The organism is Streptomyces caelestis (genome assembly GCF_014205255.1).
In the GTDB taxonomy this organism is placed as follows: Bacteria; Actinomycetota; Actinomycetes; order Streptomycetales; family Streptomycetaceae; genus Streptomyces; species Streptomyces caelestis.
The window spans coordinates 2,390,527-2,406,279 of sequence record NZ_JACHNE010000001.1; the positions used below are offsets into that span (position 1 = coordinate 2,390,527).

16 protein-coding genes and 1 riboswitch are annotated in these 15,753 nt (G+C 70.1%); of the genes, 8 read left to right on the forward strand and 8 right to left on the reverse strand.

The window, feature by feature from the left end:
* Positions 1 to 105 precede the first annotated feature (105 nt).
* Complete coding sequence (locus tag HDA41_RS10800; protein ID WP_184982919.1) at positions 106 to 1,455, reverse strand: NYN domain-containing protein; 1,350 nt, start codon at positions 1,453 to 1,455, stop codon at positions 106 to 108.
* 36 nt (positions 1,456 to 1,491) lie between these two features.
* On the reverse strand, positions 1,492 to 1,731 hold the full coding sequence (locus HDA41_RS10805) for a hypothetical protein (RefSeq protein ID WP_020272953.1): 240 nt from the start codon (positions 1,729 to 1,731) through the stop codon (positions 1,492 to 1,494).
* A 159-nt stretch (positions 1,732 to 1,890) separates the two neighbouring features.
* On the opposite strand from HDA41_RS10805, the gene HDA41_RS10810 reads away from it, so the two are divergent.
* The 7 genes from HDA41_RS10810 (at position 1,891) to HDA41_RS10840 (ending at position 8,136) form a co-directional block, all read left to right on the forward strand.
* Positions 1,891 to 2,640: a rhomboid family intramembrane serine protease gene (locus HDA41_RS10810; RefSeq protein ID WP_184982921.1), complete on the forward strand. Its 750-nt coding sequence runs from the start codon at positions 1,891 to 1,893 to the stop codon at positions 2,638 to 2,640.
* Positions 2,637 to 2,918, forward strand: a complete 282-nt coding sequence (locus HDA41_RS10815; protein ID WP_097216160.1) for an Lrp/AsnC family transcriptional regulator — start codon at positions 2,637 to 2,639, stop codon at positions 2,916 to 2,918. The genes HDA41_RS10810 and HDA41_RS10815 overlap by 4 nt, the downstream gene beginning before the upstream one ends.
* A 75-nt stretch (positions 2,919 to 2,993) precedes the next feature.
* The gene (locus HDA41_RS10820; RefSeq protein ID WP_184982923.1) at positions 2,994 to 3,311 is read left to right on the forward strand and encodes a small secreted hydrophilic protein; all 318 of its coding nucleotides are present in this window, start codon (positions 2,994 to 2,996) and stop codon (positions 3,309 to 3,311) included.
* Entirely contained in the window at positions 3,244 to 4,752 is a 1,509-nt protein-coding gene (locus HDA41_RS10825) for a sensor histidine kinase (protein WP_184982925.1), read from the forward strand. Before HDA41_RS10820 ends, HDA41_RS10825 begins: the two co-directional genes overlap by 68 nt.
* Positions 4,749 to 5,414 (forward strand): response regulator transcription factor, encoded by a 666-nt coding sequence (locus HDA41_RS10830; RefSeq protein WP_184982926.1) that lies wholly within the window; start codon positions 4,749 to 4,751, stop codon positions 5,412 to 5,414. Before HDA41_RS10825 ends, HDA41_RS10830 begins: the two co-directional genes overlap by 4 nt.
* 57 nt (positions 5,415 to 5,471) lie before the next feature.
* On the forward strand, positions 5,472 to 6,887 hold the full coding sequence (locus tag HDA41_RS10835; protein ID WP_184982927.1) for an SLC13 family permease: 1,416 nt from the start codon (positions 5,472 to 5,474) through the stop codon (positions 6,885 to 6,887).
* A 10-nt stretch (positions 6,888 to 6,897) separates the two neighbouring features.
* Positions 6,898 to 8,136: a glycerate kinase family protein gene (locus HDA41_RS10840; RefSeq protein ID WP_184982928.1), complete on the forward strand. Its 1,239-nt coding sequence runs from the start codon at positions 6,898 to 6,900 to the stop codon at positions 8,134 to 8,136.
* Here HDA41_RS10840 and HDA41_RS10845 read toward each other — a convergent pair.
* The 6 genes from HDA41_RS10845 to ctaE form a co-directional block, all read right to left on the reverse strand.
* Positions 8,064 to 9,458, reverse strand: a complete 1,395-nt coding sequence (locus tag HDA41_RS10845; protein WP_184982929.1) for an aminotransferase class V-fold PLP-dependent enzyme — start codon at positions 9,456 to 9,458, stop codon at positions 8,064 to 8,066. The two genes, HDA41_RS10840 and HDA41_RS10845, sit on opposite strands and share 73 nt — an antisense overlap.
* Before the next feature lie 131 nt (positions 9,459 to 9,589).
* Positions 9,590 to 9,706: riboswitch (SAM riboswitch) on the reverse strand.
* A 77-nt stretch (positions 9,707 to 9,783) separates the two neighbouring features.
* Positions 9,784 to 10,848, reverse strand: coding sequence for an anthranilate phosphoribosyltransferase (gene trpD, locus HDA41_RS10850; protein WP_184982930.1), 1,065 nt, complete (start codon positions 10,846 to 10,848; stop codon positions 9,784 to 9,786).
* 137 nt (positions 10,849 to 10,985) lie between these two features.
* Positions 10,986 to 12,608 (reverse strand): cytochrome bc1 complex cytochrome b subunit, encoded by a 1,623-nt coding sequence (gene qcrB, locus HDA41_RS10855; protein ID WP_184982931.1) that lies wholly within the window; start codon positions 12,606 to 12,608, stop codon positions 10,986 to 10,988.
* Positions 12,605 to 13,687, reverse strand: coding sequence for a cytochrome bc1 complex Rieske iron-sulfur subunit (gene qcrA / locus HDA41_RS10860; RefSeq protein ID WP_184982933.1), 1,083 nt, complete (start codon positions 13,685 to 13,687; stop codon positions 12,605 to 12,607). The genes qcrB and qcrA overlap by 4 nt, the downstream gene beginning before the upstream one ends.
* Positions 13,684 to 14,496, reverse strand: a complete 813-nt coding sequence (qcrC, locus tag HDA41_RS10865) for a cytochrome bc1 complex diheme cytochrome c subunit (protein WP_059416338.1) — start codon at positions 14,494 to 14,496, stop codon at positions 13,684 to 13,686. The genes qcrA and qcrC overlap by 4 nt, the downstream gene beginning before the upstream one ends.
* Before the next feature lie 77 nt (positions 14,497 to 14,573).
* Positions 14,574 to 15,194, reverse strand: a complete 621-nt coding sequence (ctaE, locus tag HDA41_RS10870) for an aa3-type cytochrome oxidase subunit III (RefSeq protein WP_184982935.1) — start codon at positions 15,192 to 15,194, stop codon at positions 14,574 to 14,576.
* Positions 15,195 to 15,338: 144 nt separating this feature from the next.
* On the opposite strand from ctaE, the gene HDA41_RS10875 reads away from it, so the two are divergent.
* Positions 15,339 to 15,740 (forward strand): response regulator, encoded by a 402-nt coding sequence (locus HDA41_RS10875; RefSeq protein WP_184982937.1) that lies wholly within the window; start codon positions 15,339 to 15,341, stop codon positions 15,738 to 15,740.
* Positions 15,741 to 15,753 lie beyond the last annotated feature (13 nt).

Sequence of the window (15,753 nt, forward strand, 5' to 3'; positions counted from 1 at the left end):
TTCCCCTGGACCCACAGGCAGTGAGGCACAGTTGACTCACCGTGGCACACATGTCTCATCAATTCGGGCATCAGGCCCGGATGTTACGCATCGCCCGTATGGTTGCTAGCCTCGCGAAAGGCGCTTCAGCAGCATCGCCGAGGCCACGGGACGGGCACCCGCGCGGGCGACGCCGTCGGCGACCTCGCGGTCGGTGGAGGCCACGATGACCGGCCGGCCGGGTGGTTCGGCGCGCACCAGCTGGCGGATCAGCTCGTCCGCGGTGACGCCCGGCTTCGAGAACAGCACCCGTACCCCGCGCGGTGGCGCGAGCAGTACCGGCGCGGCCAGTTCGGCCCCGTCGAAGACGCACGTCACCTCGGCGCCGCTCTGCGCCGCCAGTTGCGAGAGCTGCCCCAGCAGCCGCAGACGCTGCTTCTCCAGCGGCATCTGCGGATAGCCGGTCTTGGTGACGTTGTAGCCGTCGACGACCAGATGGGCCTGCGGCAGCGCCAGCAACTGGTCGAGGACCTGCGGGTCGTTCTCCGACAGGGCGCGGGCGGCGATGTCCTTGGGGCTCATCCGGCCCGGCTCGACGGCGTCCACCGTCTCGGCGGGCCGCACCGACACCGGCGGCAGGGCCAGCTCGCGCCGGAGCCCCTGAGTGGCGTCCAGCAGGGTGTCCAGCAGCAGCCGCACCCGCATGTCCTCGACGCTGCGGCCCTCGCGCGCCGCCCGGCGCGCCGCCTCCAGGGCGGCCTCGGTCTCCCCCAGCCGCGCCTTGAGCCGCCGGGTCTCGCTCTCGGCGGCGGACACCTGGGCGTGCCCCTCGGTACGGACGGCCTCGATCTCGCCGTGCGCCTTGCGCAGAGCGGCCTCGCCGCGCTTGACGTCACTGAGGGCGGCGCGGAGCTTGCGGTGCAGCGACTCGGCTTCCTTCTTGGCCGATTCCAGCTCCGTGCGCAGCCGCTCCGTCTCGACCCTGGTGTGGTCGCGGGCCCGGGCCAGCTCGGCGCGCAGCCGCTCCAGCTCGGCCCGGTTCTCCTCGTCGGCCCGCTCGGCGTCGGCCCGCTGGGCCTCCTCGCCGGCGGCGGTCACGAGCTTCACCCAGCCGAGGGGCCGCAGTACGTAGGCCGCGGCCGCCACGTCGAGCGGGTCCGCGGCCGGGGGCGGGGAGCCTGAGTCGAGGGCGCCGGTGAGTTCCGGCTGGGTCTCTCTGAGCTTCTCCCCGATACGCTGCCGGAACAGCGGGTCGGTCTCCAGCGCCGCGGCCATGGCGTTGCCGGCGAACTTCGCCCGGCGGTTCGGCGCGAACCGGGCGTACTGCCGTAGCTGCGCGGGCAGCTCGCCGACCGTCAGGGAGCCGAAGCCGTCCGAGACGATCTGCACGACCCTGCGGCGCACGCCGTCGGGCAGCGGACGGTCGAGCACCTCGGCGGCGCCGTCGCCCGGCCCCCCGCCCGTGGTCTCCACCATCCGTCACACCCCAATGCTGTGCGGGGGCCGCTCCCCTCAGGAGCCGGCACCCGGCCTGTCCACGAGTTCCACCTGGTCCACCGCGTTGCACCAGCGGCAGCGCACCGACTCGATGGTCTCACTGAGCACCTCGCGCTCCTCGACCTTCGGCTCTCCGGCCAGGTCGAGGTGGACGTACTCGACGACCTTCGACGAGCGGGTCACGTCGAACCTCGTGAGGTTGCCGCAGAGGGCGCAGCGCCACCGCGTCGAGGCGGTCGGCAGGGGAACCGTCATCGTGGCCTGTTCTCTTTCCTTCTAGTGTCCGTGACGCCACCGGCTTCCCCGGTGCGTGTGGCTCGTAACCCTACGGCCTGGCAGGTCCTCGCCGCCCGCGCGTCCACGACGGCGAGGCGGTCTGTGCGGTTGCGTCCGGTTACGTCATGCTCTGTGTTCATGATCAGGAAGTGGAGTGCGTCGATCGTCCGGGCCGGCAGATCGGTCCGGGGGTCGTCGGCGCCGGTGACGTACTCACTGATCGCCCTGTGCTGCGCGGTCTTCCTCGCCGGCCCCGCCTCCGGACTCAGCCCTGCGTACGGCACGGGCGACGACCTGCTCGCCGCGCAACGCGCCTATTTCCGGCGCTGGGGCGTGATCCCCGCAGAACTGTTCGAGGGCTCCGCCGGATCGGCCCTCACCCCGGCGACGGCCCTCTTCGTCCACGGCAGCTGGGTACACCTGCTCGGCAACATGCTCTTCCTCTACGTCTTCGGGGCGATGACCGAGGAACGGATGGGCCGGATGCAGTTCATCCTGTTCTACGTCGGCTGCGGCTATCTCGCCCTGCTGGGCTACGCCGCCGCCAACGCGGACTCCGAGCAGTCCCTGGTGGGCGCCTCGGGGGCGATCTCGGCGGTCCTCGGTGCGTTTCTCTACCTGTTCCCCCGGGCCAGGGTGACCAGTCTCCTGCCGTTCCTCTTCTTCCTGCCGGTGCGCTTTCCGGCCTGGGTCGTGCTGCCGTTCTGGGCGGCGCTGCAGTGGCTGGCGGCGGGGCGGGCGTCGGACAGGCCGGGCGTGGCCTACCTCGCCCACCTGGTGGGCTTCGGCCTCGGCTTCGGCTACGCCTTGGTCCGCTACGGCCGTCCGACCAGCCCTACTAGAGTGAAGGCCCCTGCTCCGGCCCCCGAGGGAGAGAACCAGCCGTGATCACCGCGATCGTCCTCATCAAGACCAGCGTGGACCGGATCCCCGAGATCGCGGAGTCGATCGCCGCGCTGGACAGCGTCAGCGAGGTCTTCTCCGTCACCGGCACCTACGACCTCATCGCGATGGTCCGGGTGAAGCAGCACGAGGACCTGGCGGAGGTCATCCCCGGCCGGATCAGCAAGATCCCCGGGGTGGAGGGGACCGACACGCACGTGGCGTTCCGCACGTACTCGCAGCACGATCTGGAGGCGGCGTTCTCCATCGGGCTGGACAACTGAGGACCGCTCCGGGATGAAGAGTTCTTCATCCGGCCCTCATCCTTCTCACCGTGTTCCCGGCGAATCATCGGGCGCATGGCTTTCACTCGTCGTATGGCGGCCCTGTCCGCCGTCGTTCTGATCCCGCTGGGCATCGCCGCGACCAGTTTCGCGCTCTCCGACCGCCCGGAGTCTCCGAAGGTCCCCTCAAAGGTGGTGCTGGACAGCGACTCCCCCAAGCCCAAGCCCAAGCCCACACCGACCACCAAGCCCACACCCGATCCCTCTCCGGACGACGAGGTCGTGCCGCGGCAGCCGGTGACCGACAGCCCCACGATGGATGACGATGACGACGACCACGGTCAGGGTGGCGGAGACGACGGGCCCGACGACGGACGCGACGACACCAACTGACCCGGCCCGCCGGCGGATCACCGCCCGGGTCCGCATCCTGCTGTGGTTGCTGCTCGTCATGGCGGTGGCGCTGATCGAGGTCACCACGACCACCCGGTCGTTCCTGATGCGGGACGTCGACAACCGGATCAACCGTCTGCTCTCTCAGGAGGCCGACGAGTTCGCCGGCTTCGAGGAGCGGGGCAGGGACCCCGAGACGAACCGTCCGTTCACCACCGCGCCCCGCCTGCTGACGGTCTTCCTCCAGCAACAGAACCCCGACGCCGACGAGGAACTGATCGGTCTGGTCCGCCGGCCGGACGGTGACCTGGGCCAGATCCGGCAGCAGGGCGCCATCCACGCGGGGCTGCCCCTCCACCAGGACGCCGATGCCAAACGCCGCATCTTCGACTCGCCGGAGTCCTCCGGCACCATCCAGCGGCCGCAGGGCGACGTCCGGTGGGCCAAGGTCACGGTGGCCCGAGCGGGTGCGGAGCCGGACGCCGCGTTCGTCGTGGCCATCCACCCGGAGCCCGAGCGGCAGCGGGTGAACAAGGTGTTCCGCACCCTGCTGATCATCTCCGGCGTCGCCCTGCTGCTCACCACCGGCATCGCCTGGGTGGTCGCCGGACGCATCCTCAGGCCGGTGCGGCTGGTGCGCACCGCGGCTGCGGAGATCACCGAGCAGGACCTCACCCTCAGGATCCCGGTGCACGGCAACGACGACATAGCGGCTCTCGCCGAGACCTTCAACGGCATGCTCGACCGTCTGGACCGGGCCTTCGCCGCACAGCGCGAATTCGTCGACGACGCGGGCCACGAGCTGCGCACCCCGATCACCATCGTGCGGGGTCATCTGGAGGTCATGGGCGACGACCCGGCCGAACGCGACGAGACGGTCCGGCTGGTCACCGACGAACTGGACCGGATGAGCCGCATCGTCGAGGACCTGCTGGTCCTGGCCAAGACCGAACGTCCCGACTTCGTCGTCCCCGAGCCGGCTCAGGTGGCCGAACTCACCGCCGACGTCTTCGTCAAGGCCCGCACCCTGGGCGAGCGCGACTGGCGGCTGGCCGAGGTCGCCGACGTGGAGGCCGAACTGGACTTCCAGCGGATCACCCAGGCCATGGTGCAGCTCGCGCAGAACGCCGTGCAGCACACCATGCCCGGCCAGACCGTCCGCATCGGCTCCCGGACTGCCGGCCCGCACGTCGAGCTGTACGTCGCCGACTCGGGCACCGGTGTCCAGCCGCAGGACGCCGAGGTCATCTTCGAACGCTTCCGGCGAGGCACCGCCCGGCGAGGCGCACGCGGCTCCGGCGCCGGACTCGGGCTGGCCATCGTCAAGGCCATCGCCGAGGGGCACAACGGCCACGTCCGGCTGTCCGACACCCCCGGCGGCGGCGCCACCTTCACCCTCGTTCTGCACGCATCACAGGCACCGGAAGGCCATCACACGTGACCCGCATACTCATCGTCGAGGACGAGGAGCGCATCGCCTCCTTCGTCGAGAAGGGCCTGCGCTCGAACGGACTCACCACGACCGTCGTCACCGACGGCGACGCCGGCTACGAGTACGCCCTGACCGGCGGCTTCGACCTCGTCGTCCTGGACATCAACCTGCCCGGCCGCGACGGCTTCACGATCCTGCGCGAACTGCGCGAGGCACGGGTGACCACCCCGGTGATCGTGCTGACCGCGCGCGACTCCGTACGGGACGCGGTGGCCGGCCTGGAGGGCGGCGCCGACGACTGGATGACCAAGCCGTTCCGCTTCGAGGAACTGCTCGCCCGGGTCCGCCTCAGGCTGCGTACGGCGGCCCGGGCGCCGGAGGTGACCGTGCTCAGAGCCGGTTCACTGAGCCTGGACCTGCGCACCCGGCGCGCCAGGTCCAGGGAGCAGACCGTCGACCTGACGGCCCGTGAGTTCGTCCTGCTGGAGCTGTTCCTGCGGCACCCGGGGCAGGTGCTGTCCCGCGAGCAGATCCTCTCCCACGTGTGGGGCTACGACTTCGACCCCGGTTCCAACATCGTGGACGTCTATGTCCGCACACTGCGCAAGAAGCTCGGCGCGGAGCGGGTGGAGACCGTGCGCGGGATGGGGTACCGGCTTCCCACCGGGTGAAGTTCCTTTCATGTTCGGCTCATCGACGGCTCACCGCCCGGATGAACCCTCGATGACGTGACATGGAACCTACGAGCTCTCACTGCCCTGTGCGTGGCACTGTCGCTGTGCGCTCTGCTGGCCGTCCCGGGGAACTTCCCGGGACTCGGCGGTGACGCCCGCTTCACCCTCGCCGTGTTCGTCCTGGCGACCTGTGCGTGGATCGGAACGTCGATAGACGACACGTACATCGCGCTGGGCGCCGCACTGGCGCTCACGGTGACCGGTGTGATCAGCAACGACACCCTGTTCGGCACTCTCGGCGACGACACCGTGTGGCTGCTGATCTGCGCGTTCGTCCTGGCGGCGGCGGTGTCGCGGACCGGGCTCGCAGGCCGTGCGGCGGTCTTCCTCGTCAGCGGAGCCCGCACCGTGCGGCAACTCGTGCACCTGACGACGGCGGCCCTGGTCGTCACGGCGTTCGCGGTGCCCGCCACCTCCGGCCGGGCCGCGCTGGCGCTGCCGGTGTTCATGGCCCTCGCCAAGGTCCTGGCCGACCGTAAGCGACTGGTCGTGATGCTGGCGCTGCTGTTCCCGACCGTGATCCTGCTGTCGGCAGTAGCGACTTTGATCGGTGCCGGCGCGCATCTGATCACCGTGTCGGTGCTGTTCGAGGCGACCGGGCAGCACATCGGCTTCACGGAGTGGCTGCTGCTGGGCCTTCCGCTGGCCGTGGTGTCGTCCCACCTGGCCGCCGAGCTGGTGCTGCTGACGATGACGCGACGCGAGGACCGGCGCGGACCCGTCCACATCACTGCCCAGCAGATCCAGGAGCACAGCGAACAGGCGGTCACCGGCCCCTGGACGCAGTCCGAGAAGCGCTGCGCCCTGCTGCTCGCCACGGTCGTGCTGCTGTGGTGCAGCGAGCCGCTGCACCACCTGCCGCCCGCGATCGTGGCACTGATCGGCGCGGTCGTGGCCGCCTCTCCCGCACTCGGCACCGTACGCCTGAAGGACGCGCTGAAGACCGTCCCCTGGTCGCTGCTCCTGTTCATGGCGGCGACTATGGCGATGGGCGTCGCGCTCGCCGACTCCGGAGCGGCGAAGTGGCTGGTCTCCGGCCTGCCGACGAACGAACCCCCGGTGGTGTTCCTGGCGATAGTGATCGTCATCAGCACGGCGGCCCACCTGGTCCTCCAGTCCCGCTCCGCCCGCTCCTCCGTCCTGGTCCCGCTCGTCGTGGCCGCCTCCGTCGGCGTCGGCGTCAACCCGGTCGCCGCCGCGCTCGCCTCCACCGCCGCCGCCGGCTTCTGTCACACGCTGCCCGCCTCCGCCAAGCCGGTCACGCTCTTCGCGCAGATCCCCGGCACCCCCACCTACACCCCGCGCGACCTGCTGCGGCTGTCCGCCTTCCTGGCCCCGTTGACCGCCGCGCTCGTGCTGCTCTTCGCCGTCGCGGTCTGGCCGCTGCTCGGCGTCTCCGTCACCCGCTAAGGAGCACCTCATGCTGAACCGTGTCGTAGTAGCCCCCAGCGGCTTCAAGGAGTCCCTGTCCGCGGAGGCCGCCGCCGACGCCATCGCCGCCGGTGTGCGCCGTGTCCTGCCCGACGCCGAGCTCGACCTCGTCCCGCTGGTGGACGGCGGCGAGGGCACGGCCGTCGCCCTGGCCGCCGCGACCGGGGGCCGGCTCGTCACCGTGCCCGCCACCGGCCCGGTCGGGGAGACCATCGGTGCCCACTTCGCCCTGCTGGGCTCCGGGGACACGGCCGTCGTGGAGATGGCGGCGGTCGCGGGCCTCTCCCTCGTCCCGCGCGATCTGCGCGACCCGGGCGCCACCACCACGTACGGCGTCGGCGAGCTGATCCGCTCCGCGCTCGACCGGGGTGTCCGGCGGATCCTCGTCGGCTGCGGCGACTCGGGCACCTCCGATGGCGGCGCGGGCGCGCTCCAGGCGCTCGGGGCCCGGCTGCTGGACGAGCGGGGTGAGGAACTCCCGATTGGCGGGCGGGAGTTGATCCGGCTGCACCGTATCGACCCGCGGGGCCTGGACACCCGCCTGGCGGACGTGGAGCTGCTCGTCGCCTGCAACCCGTACAACGTGCTGTGCGGCGAACGGGGCGTGGCCCGGGTCTTCGGCCCGCAGAAGGGCGCGACGCCCGAGCAGGTCGAGCAGCTGTCGGCCGGACTGGAGAACTGGGCCTTCGTCCTCACCCGCGACGTCGCCGTCCCGGACACCAACCTCCGGTACGGTCCCGGAACCGGGGCCTCGGGCGGCCTGGGTGCCGGCCTCGCCGCCCTCGGCGCCCGTCTCCTGCCCCGCTTCGACGTGCTGCTGGACCACCTCGACCTGGACGCCCGCCTCGCCGCCGCGGATCTGGTGATCACCGCCGAGGGCGCCCTGGACCACCAGACGCCGCGCGGCAAGGTCCCGGCCGAGGTGGCCCGCCGGGCCAAGCTCCACGGCCGCCCGGTCCTGGCCCTGGCGGGCACGCTCGGCGAGGGCGCGCACGAGGTGCCCGGCGTGGACGCGTTCAGCGGCATCCTGCCGGCACCGATGGCCCTGGCGGAGGCCCTGGTCCGGGCGAGCGAACTGCTCACGGACGCCACCGAGCGGGCGCTGCGGATGATCGTCCTCGGCACCCGGCTGCCGGTGCTTCCCGGCGCGGCCGCTCAGACGGACGTACCCGCCGCGGCCGTCGAGGCGGAGGTGTCCGGCACGCAACGCCCGTCCTGGGTGCGGTAGTTCCACCGCGCCCCGTCCGTCACGAGCTCCTTCACGGCCCGCACGAACCGCTCCACGTGCTCGTCCGGCGTGCCCGCGCCGAAGCTCACCCGGATGGCGTTGAGGGACTTCTCGCCGGGCGCCGCCTCCGGTGCGCCGCACTCGCCCTGGGTCTGCGGGTCGCTGCCGAGCAGGGTGCGCACCAGCGGGTGGGCGCAGAAGAGCCCGTCCCGGACGCCGATGCCGTACTCGGCGGAGAGCGCGGCGGCGAAGTGCGAGCTGTTCCAGCCCTCGACGACGAAGGAGAGCACACCGACGCGCGGGGCGTCGTCCCCGAAGAGGGACAGGAACCGCACCTGGGGGACGTCGGCGAGCCCCTCCCGCACCTTGGCGACCAGATACTGCTCGCGGGCGACGAGCGTGTCGAAGCCGGCCTCCGTCAGCGCCTTGCAGGCGGAGGCGACGGCGTAGGCGCCGATGACGTTGGGCGAGCCGGCCTCGTGACGGGCGGCGCTGTCGTGCCACTGAACGTCCACTCCCCCGTCCGTGCGCCGGGTGACCTTGCGGCTGGCGCCACCGCCCGCGAGGTACGGCTCGGCCGCGCGCAGCCAGTCGGCACGCCCGGCCAGCACGCCGGTTCCGAAGGGCGCGTACAGCTTGTGCCCGGAGAAGGCGACCCAGTCGACATCGAGGTCCTTGACGGACACGGGGTGGTGCGGGGCCAGCTGGGCGGCGTCGAGCACGATCCGGGCGCCCTGGGCGTGCGCGGCCGCCGCGAGCTCCCGTACGGGCCACAACTCGCCGGTGACGTTCGAGGCGCCGGTGACGCAGACGAGGGCCGGACCGTGGGGGTCCCGCTCGGCGAGGGCGCGCTCCAGGGTCTCGACGGCCTGGCGGGGGCCGCGCGGGGCGTCGAGGACGGTGACGCGGGCGTCGCGCCAGGGCAGCAGGGCGGCGTGGTGCTCGGTCTCGAAGACGAACACCTGGCAGCCGGCCGGGAGGGCGGCGGCGAGGAGGTTGAGGGAGTCGGTGGTGGACCGGGTGAAGACGACCTGGTCGCCGCCGCGGCAGTCGAGGAACTCCGCGACCGTCCGGCGGGCGTTCTCGAACAGGTCGGTCGACAGCTGGGACAGGTACCCGGCACCGCGGTGGACGCTGCCGTAGTACGGCGCGTAGGCGGCGACGTCGTCCCAGACCCGCTGGAGCGCCGGGGCGCTGGCGGCGTAGTCGAGCGCGGCGTAGGTGACCTCACCACCGGTCACGAGCGGAACGGTGACGTCCCGGCCCAGAACGGGCAGCGGGGCACACACGGACGGGGCGGTGGCAAGGGTGGAGACAGACATGACGGAACTCCCGTGAAGGCAGGTGTGATCCGCCCGCGAGGACGTGGCTCAAGCGGGGGTGAAGGAAAGAGGGGGTGCGGAGGCGGGGCTCTGCGGCCCTATCGCATTCGCTGGTTCACGAGAGACTCCTCGTCACGCGCTTGCCACAGACCTCGCTGCCTGCGGCCTGGTCTTCACCCGGGGCACCCCGCCACGGACGGAGGGTTGCCGGACAGTCGGCCGGGGCCTCATGACTGTCACTCATGACCTGGAAAGAAAACTACGAGAATGATCGAGGTCCCGCAACCCGCGTCCGGATTGCGGGACACCCGGCGTCGGACACGCCCTACGCGTTGCTCGCCGCCACCCACCGCTCCAGGGTCCGCTTGGCGGCCCCGGAGTCGATCGATTCGGCTGCCTTCGCCATGCCGGCACGGATCTGCTCGGCCAGCGGCCCCGGGGCGGGATCGAGGGCCACCAGGGCCGCCGCCGAGTTCAGCAGGACCGCGTCGCGCACCGGGCCCGTCTCGCCGTCCAGCAGGCGGCGGGCGACCTCCGCGTTGTAGGAGGCGTCCGCGCCGCGCAGGGCCTCCACGGGGACGAGTTCGAGGCCCACGTCGCGCGGGTCGAAGGCCTCCTCGGTCACCTTGCCGTCCCGGACGATCCACACCCGGGACGTGGAGGTGGTGGTCAGTTCGTCGAGGCCGTCGTCGCCGCGGAAGACCAGGGACGAGTGGCCGCGCTCGGCGAAGACGCCCGCGACGACCGGCGCCATGCGCGGGTCCGCGACGCCGACGGCCTGGGCCCGTACCTTCGCGGGGTTCGTCAGGGGTCCGAGGACGTTGAAGATCGTGCGGATGCCCAACTGGCCGCGCGCCGCGCCCGCGTGCCGCATCGCCGGGTGGAACTTCGCCGCGAAGCAGAAGGTGATCCCGGCGTCCTCGGCGACCTGGGCCACCCGGTGCGTCGGCAGCTCCAGATTGACGCCGAGCTTCTCCAGCACGTCCGACGCCCCGGAGGCCGAGGACGCCGCGCGGTTGCCGTGCTTGACGACCTTCGCGCCGGTGCCGGCGATGACGATCGCCGACATCGTGGAGATGTTGACGGTCTTCGCCCCGTCGCCGCCCGTGCCGACGATGTCGACGGCCGGGCCCGGCACCTCGATCACGTTCGCGTGCTCGTACATCGCCCGGACGAATCCGGCGATCTCCTCGACGGTCTCGCCCTTGGCCCGCAGCGCCACCACGAACCCGGCGATCTGCGCGTCCGTCGCCTCGCCGCGCATGATCAGGTCCATCGCCCACGCGGTGTCGTCGGCGGTCAGGTCCCGGCCCTCCAGCAGACCGTTCAACAGCAGGGGCCAGGAGCGGCCCGCCGCGGTGTCGCCTCCAGCGGGGATCACAGCGCTCATAAGCCGCTCCAGGGTCAGACGTCCCGCACTACGGGACGAGAGTCTCAACGAGGTCCACCCTATCCAGCCCCGGGGCACCGCGAAGGGCCCCGTCCGAACACCGGACGGGGCCCTTCTGTGGCGTGGCGAAGCAGTGATCAGTGGTGGCCGTGGCCGCTCGTGATCTCCCGGTACTCCTCGGTGGTCGGCTTCGGGATCTGGGCTCCCTCGCCGTAGTAGGACTCGCTGAGCTTGGCGCGCAGCTTCTCGGAGCCCTTCACCTTGCGCTCGACACCGTTCTCGTCGACCGTCGGGCCGATCTCGGCCGGCTTGTACTGCTCGTGCGCCGTGAGCGTGTACATCTGCTCCTGGCTGAGCGGCTCGTGCACCTCGATGAACTCACCGTGCGGCAGGCGCTTGATGATGCCGGTCTCGCGGCCGTGCAGCACCTTCTCCTTGTCCCGGCGCTGCAGGCCGAGGCAGATGCGCTTGGTGATGATGAACGCGATGACCGGCCCGGCGAAGAACCCGATCCGGACGAACCAGGTGACCGCGTTGATCGACAGGTGGAAGTGGGTGGCGACGATGTCGTTGCCACCGCCGATCAGCATGATCATGTAGCCGGTGACCCAGGCGACACCGAAGGCGGTGCGCGTCGGGGCGTTGCGCGGCCGGTCCAGGATGTGGTGCTCGCGCTTGTCCCCGGTGACCCACGACTCGATGAACGGGTAGAGGGCGATGATCCCGAGGAAGAGACCGAACAGCACCAGCGGGATGAACACGCCCAGGACGAGGGTGTGACCCCAGAAGTCGATCTCCCAGCCCGGCATCGCCCGGACCAGGCCCTCGGCGAAGCCCATGTACCAGTCGGGCTGCGCACCCGTCGACACCTGGTCGGGCCGGTAGGGGCCCAGGACCCAGATGGGGTTGACGGTCGCGATGCCGGCGATGGCCGCGATGACACCGAAGACCAGGAAGAAGAAGCCTCCGGCCTTGGCCGCGTAGACCGGCAGCAGCGGCATGCCGACGACGTTCTTGTTGGTCCGGCCGGGACCCGCGAACTGCGTGTGCTTGTGGTAGAAGACCAGGATCAGGTGGCCGACCACGAGCCCGAGCATGATGCCCGGCAGCAGCAGGATGTGGATCGAGTAGAACCGGGCGACGAAGTCGGTACCCGGGAACTCCCCGCCGAACAGGAACATCGAGATGTACGTGCCGACGATCGGCATGGACAGGATCGCGCCCTGGGTGAAGCGGACACCGGTGCCGGAGAGCAGGTCGTCCGGGAGCGAGTAGCCGGTGAAACCGGTGAACATGCCCAGGACGAACAGCAGGAAGCCGAACAGCCAGTTGATCTCACGCGGCTTGCGGAACGCGCCGGTGAAGAACACGCGCATCATGTGCACGAACATGCCGGCGAGGAAGATGATCGCCGCCCAGTGGTGGATCTGCCGGATGAGCAGACCGCCGCGCACGTCGAAGCTGATGTCCAGGGTGGAGGCGAACGCCTCCGACATCAGCTGCCCCTGGAGCGGGACGTAACTGCCGTGGTACTCCACCTCGTTCATCGACGGGTGGAAGAACAGCGTCAGGTACACACCCGTCAGGATGATGATGATGAAGCTGTAGAGGCAGATCTCACCCAGCATGAAGGACCAGTGGTCCGGGAAGATCTTGCGCATGTTGGCCTTGGCCAGGGAGTAGATCCCGAGGCGGCCGTCGGCCCAGTCGGCGACCCGCTCTCCGGCGGGTGCCTTGCGGCGTGTCTGTGCAGTGCTCATCCGCGCTCCCAGAAAGCAGGGCCGACGGGCTCTTCGAAGTCGCCGAGCGCCTCGAGGTAGCCCTCGTCGTTCACGCCGATGCGGAGCTGCGGCAGGGCGTGACCAGCGGGACCGAAGATCACTCGGGCACCGTCGGAGAGGTCGAAGGTGGACTGATGGCAGGGGCAGAGCACGTGGTGCGTCTGCTGCTCGTACAGGGAGATCGGGCAGCCGACGTGGGTGCAGATCTTCGAGTACGCGACGATGCCCTCGTGCGACCACTCGAGCTCGCGCTTGTCCTTGATGTTCTCCGGCTGGATCCGGACGATCATCAGGGCGGCCTTGGCGATCTCGTTCTGGAACTCGTGGTCGTGCTCCTCCAGGCCCTCGGGCTTGGCGAAGGTCAGCGAACCGACCGCGACGTCCGACGGACGCAGCGGCTCGTTCGTGTTCATGTTCACGAGCAGCTTGCCCTTGGACCAGAGCGTGTGACGCAGCTTGTCCTCGGGCAGCGGACCGAGGTCGCGCAGCAGGACGACACCGGAGAGCGGCACCAGCGTGAGGGCGCCGAACATGGTGTTGCGGATCAGCTTGCGGCGGCCGAGCGCGGACTCCTTGGCGCCCTGCTTGAAGTCGGCGAAGACCTTCTCGCGGACCTCGGGCTCCGCCTCGATCGGGTGCCGCTCGTCGGCGATCTCGACGTCCGACATCAGGGTGCGGGCCCAGTGGACGGCGCCCGCGCCGATGCAGAACAGCGCGATGCCGAGCGTCATGCCCAGCGCGAAGTTCAGCGCGCTGATGTGGCCCAGCGGGAAGATGTAGACCGACTTGTCGACCGGGATCGCCACGAACGCGGCGATGAAGGCGATGGTGGCCAGCATCGACATCGTGAACATCAGGGCGACCGCGCGCTCGGACCGCTTGGCGGCCCGCTCGTCGACGTCCTGGATCCGGTGCTCGTGGGGGGGCAGGCCCGGGTCGGCGAACGGGTGCTTCTCGTCCGCGGGGCTCAGCGCCCCGTGCCCGTGCTCGTCATGTCCTGCGGACTGCTCGGACTGCTCGGCAGGCAGGTTCTCTTCTGGAATCTCTTGGCTACTCATGACTTCTTGGCCTTTGCGGTCCGGGCGGCGACCCACACGGCGACGGCGATCAGCCCGCCGAGACCGAAGATCCAGCCGAACAGACCCTCGCTGACCGGCCCGAGGCCGCCGAGCTCGAGGCCGCCGGGGCTCTCGGACTTGCTGCTGTTGACCGCGTCCAGGTACGCGATGATGTCCTTCTTGTTCTCCTCCGACAGCGTGGTGTCGGGGAAGGACGGCATGTTCTGCGGGCCGGTCTGCATGGCCTCGTAGATGTGCTTCGGGCTGACGCCCTCGAGGTCCGGTGCGTACTTGCCGTGCGTCAGCGCACCGCCCTTGCCGGTGAAGTTGTGGCACTGCGCGCAGTTGGTGCGGAACAGCTCACCGCCCTTGGCGATGTCGGCGCCCTGGGGGCCGTACTGCTCCTCGGTCGGGATGGCAGGCCCGGCGCCCAGCGAGGCGATGTAGGCCGCGAGCTGGTCGATCTCGGCCTGGCTGTAGATGTTCTTCTTCTTGGGGACCTGCGGGCCCTGGGAGGTGGCGGCCGGCATACGGCCGGTGGCCACCTGGAAGTCCACGGCCGCGGCGCCCACACCCACCAGGCTCGGCCCGTCGGAGGTGCCCTGACCGCCGGTGCCGTGGCAACTGGCGCAGCCGACCGAGTAGAGCTTCTTGCCCTCCTCGATGGTGAGGGACTGGGCGGTTTCGTCGGCCTCAGCCTTGCTCGTGGGTGCGAACACGGCGTACAGCCCCCCGCTGAAGAGCAGCGCGAGGAGTAGGACGACGACCGCCGCCAACGGGTGGCGTCGTCGTGCGGAGAGCTTTTTCACGGATTACCCCGGTGTCAGGATCTTCTGCGTCGGTGCTTCTGGGATGCGTGCCTCGTCGGGCGCGCGCTGCGGTCCCGCTACTTGATCATGTAGATCGTGGCGAAGAGGCCGATCCAGACGACATCGACGAAGTGCCAGTAATAGGACACGACGATCGCGGCGGTCGCCTGCTCGTGGGTGAACCTCCGGGCCGCGTAGGTCCGGCCCAGGACCAGCAGGAAGGCGATGAGACCGCCCGTCACATGCAGGCCGTGGAAGCCGGTGGTCAGGTAGAAGACCGAGCCGTACGGGTCGGAGGACAGGGACAGGCCCGCCTCCTTGACCAGCTCGGTGTACTCGAAGACCTGGCCGCCGATGAAGATCGCACCCATCACGAAGGTGACGATGAACCACATCCGCAGCTTCTTCACGTCACCGCGCTCGGCGGCGAAGACGCCGAGCTGGCAGGTGAGCGAGGAGAGCACCAGGATGGTGGTGTTCGCCGCCGAGAACGGGAAGTTGAGATGGCTCGCCATCTCCTTCCAGTGATCGGGACCCGTCACCGATCGCAGGGTGAAGTACATCGCGAAGAGGGCCGCGAAGAACATCAGCTCGGAACTCAGCCAGATGATGGTTCCGACGCTGGTGAGGTTCGGCCGGTTGACCGACGGGTGCGCGTGCCCGGTTTCTACTGTCGTTGCTGTCGCCACGACCGACATTATGTCGGTCGCTTATCCCGCCCTCACTCCGGGGGGTGCCGTTCGGAGTGTCCGAGCCGGTCGTACCGGTGTTGACGTGGTGTTCAAGGGAGTAGCATCCGGCACACGGGCCTGTCCTTACGACGCTGACGTCACGGAGGAACAATGCAGCCGACCGCCACGGTGCTGGTCTACAGCGACGACTCCAACACCCGCGAGCAGGTGCGGCTCGCCACGGGACGGCGGCCGGCGCCGGACGTTCCCTTGGTGGAGTTCGTGGAGTGCGCGACTCCGGGGGCGGTGCTCAAGGAGCTGGACCGGGGTGGGATCGACGTCTGTGTGCTGGACGGTGAGGCCGTGCCGATGGGGGGCATGGGGCTCTGCCGGCAGATCAAGGACGAGGTGTTCGACTGTCCGCCGGTGTTGTTGCTGATGGGGCGGCCGCAGGACGCGTGGCTCGCGACCTGGAGCCGGGCCGAGAGCGCGGTGACCCTGCCGGTGGATCCGGTGGAGTTCGCTGCTGCCCTGGCTTCCTTGTTGCGGTCGAGGGCGGCTTTGAACGCCTAGGAAGCTCGGGGGT

Coding starts and splice junctions, on each gene's coding strand:
- HDA41_RS10800 (WP_184982919.1), bottom strand. CDS start 1,455: ATGGTGGAGACCACGGGCGGGGGGCCGGGCGACGGCGCCGCCGAGGTG.
- HDA41_RS10805 (WP_020272953.1), bottom strand. CDS start 1,731: ATGACGGTTCCCCTGCCGACCGCCTCGACGCGGTGGCGCTGCGCCCTC.
- HDA41_RS10810 (WP_184982921.1), top strand. CDS start 1,891: ATGATCAGGAAGTGGAGTGCGTCGATCGTCCGGGCCGGCAGATCGGTC.
- HDA41_RS10820 (WP_184982923.1), top strand. CDS start 2,994: ATGGCTTTCACTCGTCGTATGGCGGCCCTGTCCGCCGTCGTTCTGATC.
- HDA41_RS10825 (WP_184982925.1), top strand. CDS start 3,244: ATGACGACGACCACGGTCAGGGTGGCGGAGACGACGGGCCCGACGACG.
- HDA41_RS10840 (WP_184982928.1), top strand. CDS start 6,898: ATGCTGAACCGTGTCGTAGTAGCCCCCAGCGGCTTCAAGGAGTCCCTG.
- HDA41_RS10845 (WP_184982929.1), bottom strand. CDS start 9,458: ATGTCTGTCTCCACCCTTGCCACCGCCCCGTCCGTGTGTGCCCCGCTG.
- trpD (WP_184982930.1), bottom strand. CDS start 10,848: ATGAGCGCTGTGATCCCCGCTGGAGGCGACACCGCGGCGGGCCGCTCC.
- qcrB (WP_184982931.1), bottom strand. CDS start 12,608: ATGAGCACTGCACAGACACGCCGCAAGGCACCCGCCGGAGAGCGGGTC.
- qcrA (WP_184982933.1), bottom strand. CDS start 13,687: ATGAGTAGCCAAGAGATTCCAGAAGAGAACCTGCCTGCCGAGCAGTCC.
- ctaE (WP_184982935.1), bottom strand. CDS start 15,194: ATGTCGGTCGTGGCGACAGCAACGACAGTAGAAACCGGGCACGCGCAC.
- HDA41_RS10875 (WP_184982937.1), top strand. CDS start 15,339: ATGCAGCCGACCGCCACGGTGCTGGTCTACAGCGACGACTCCAACACC.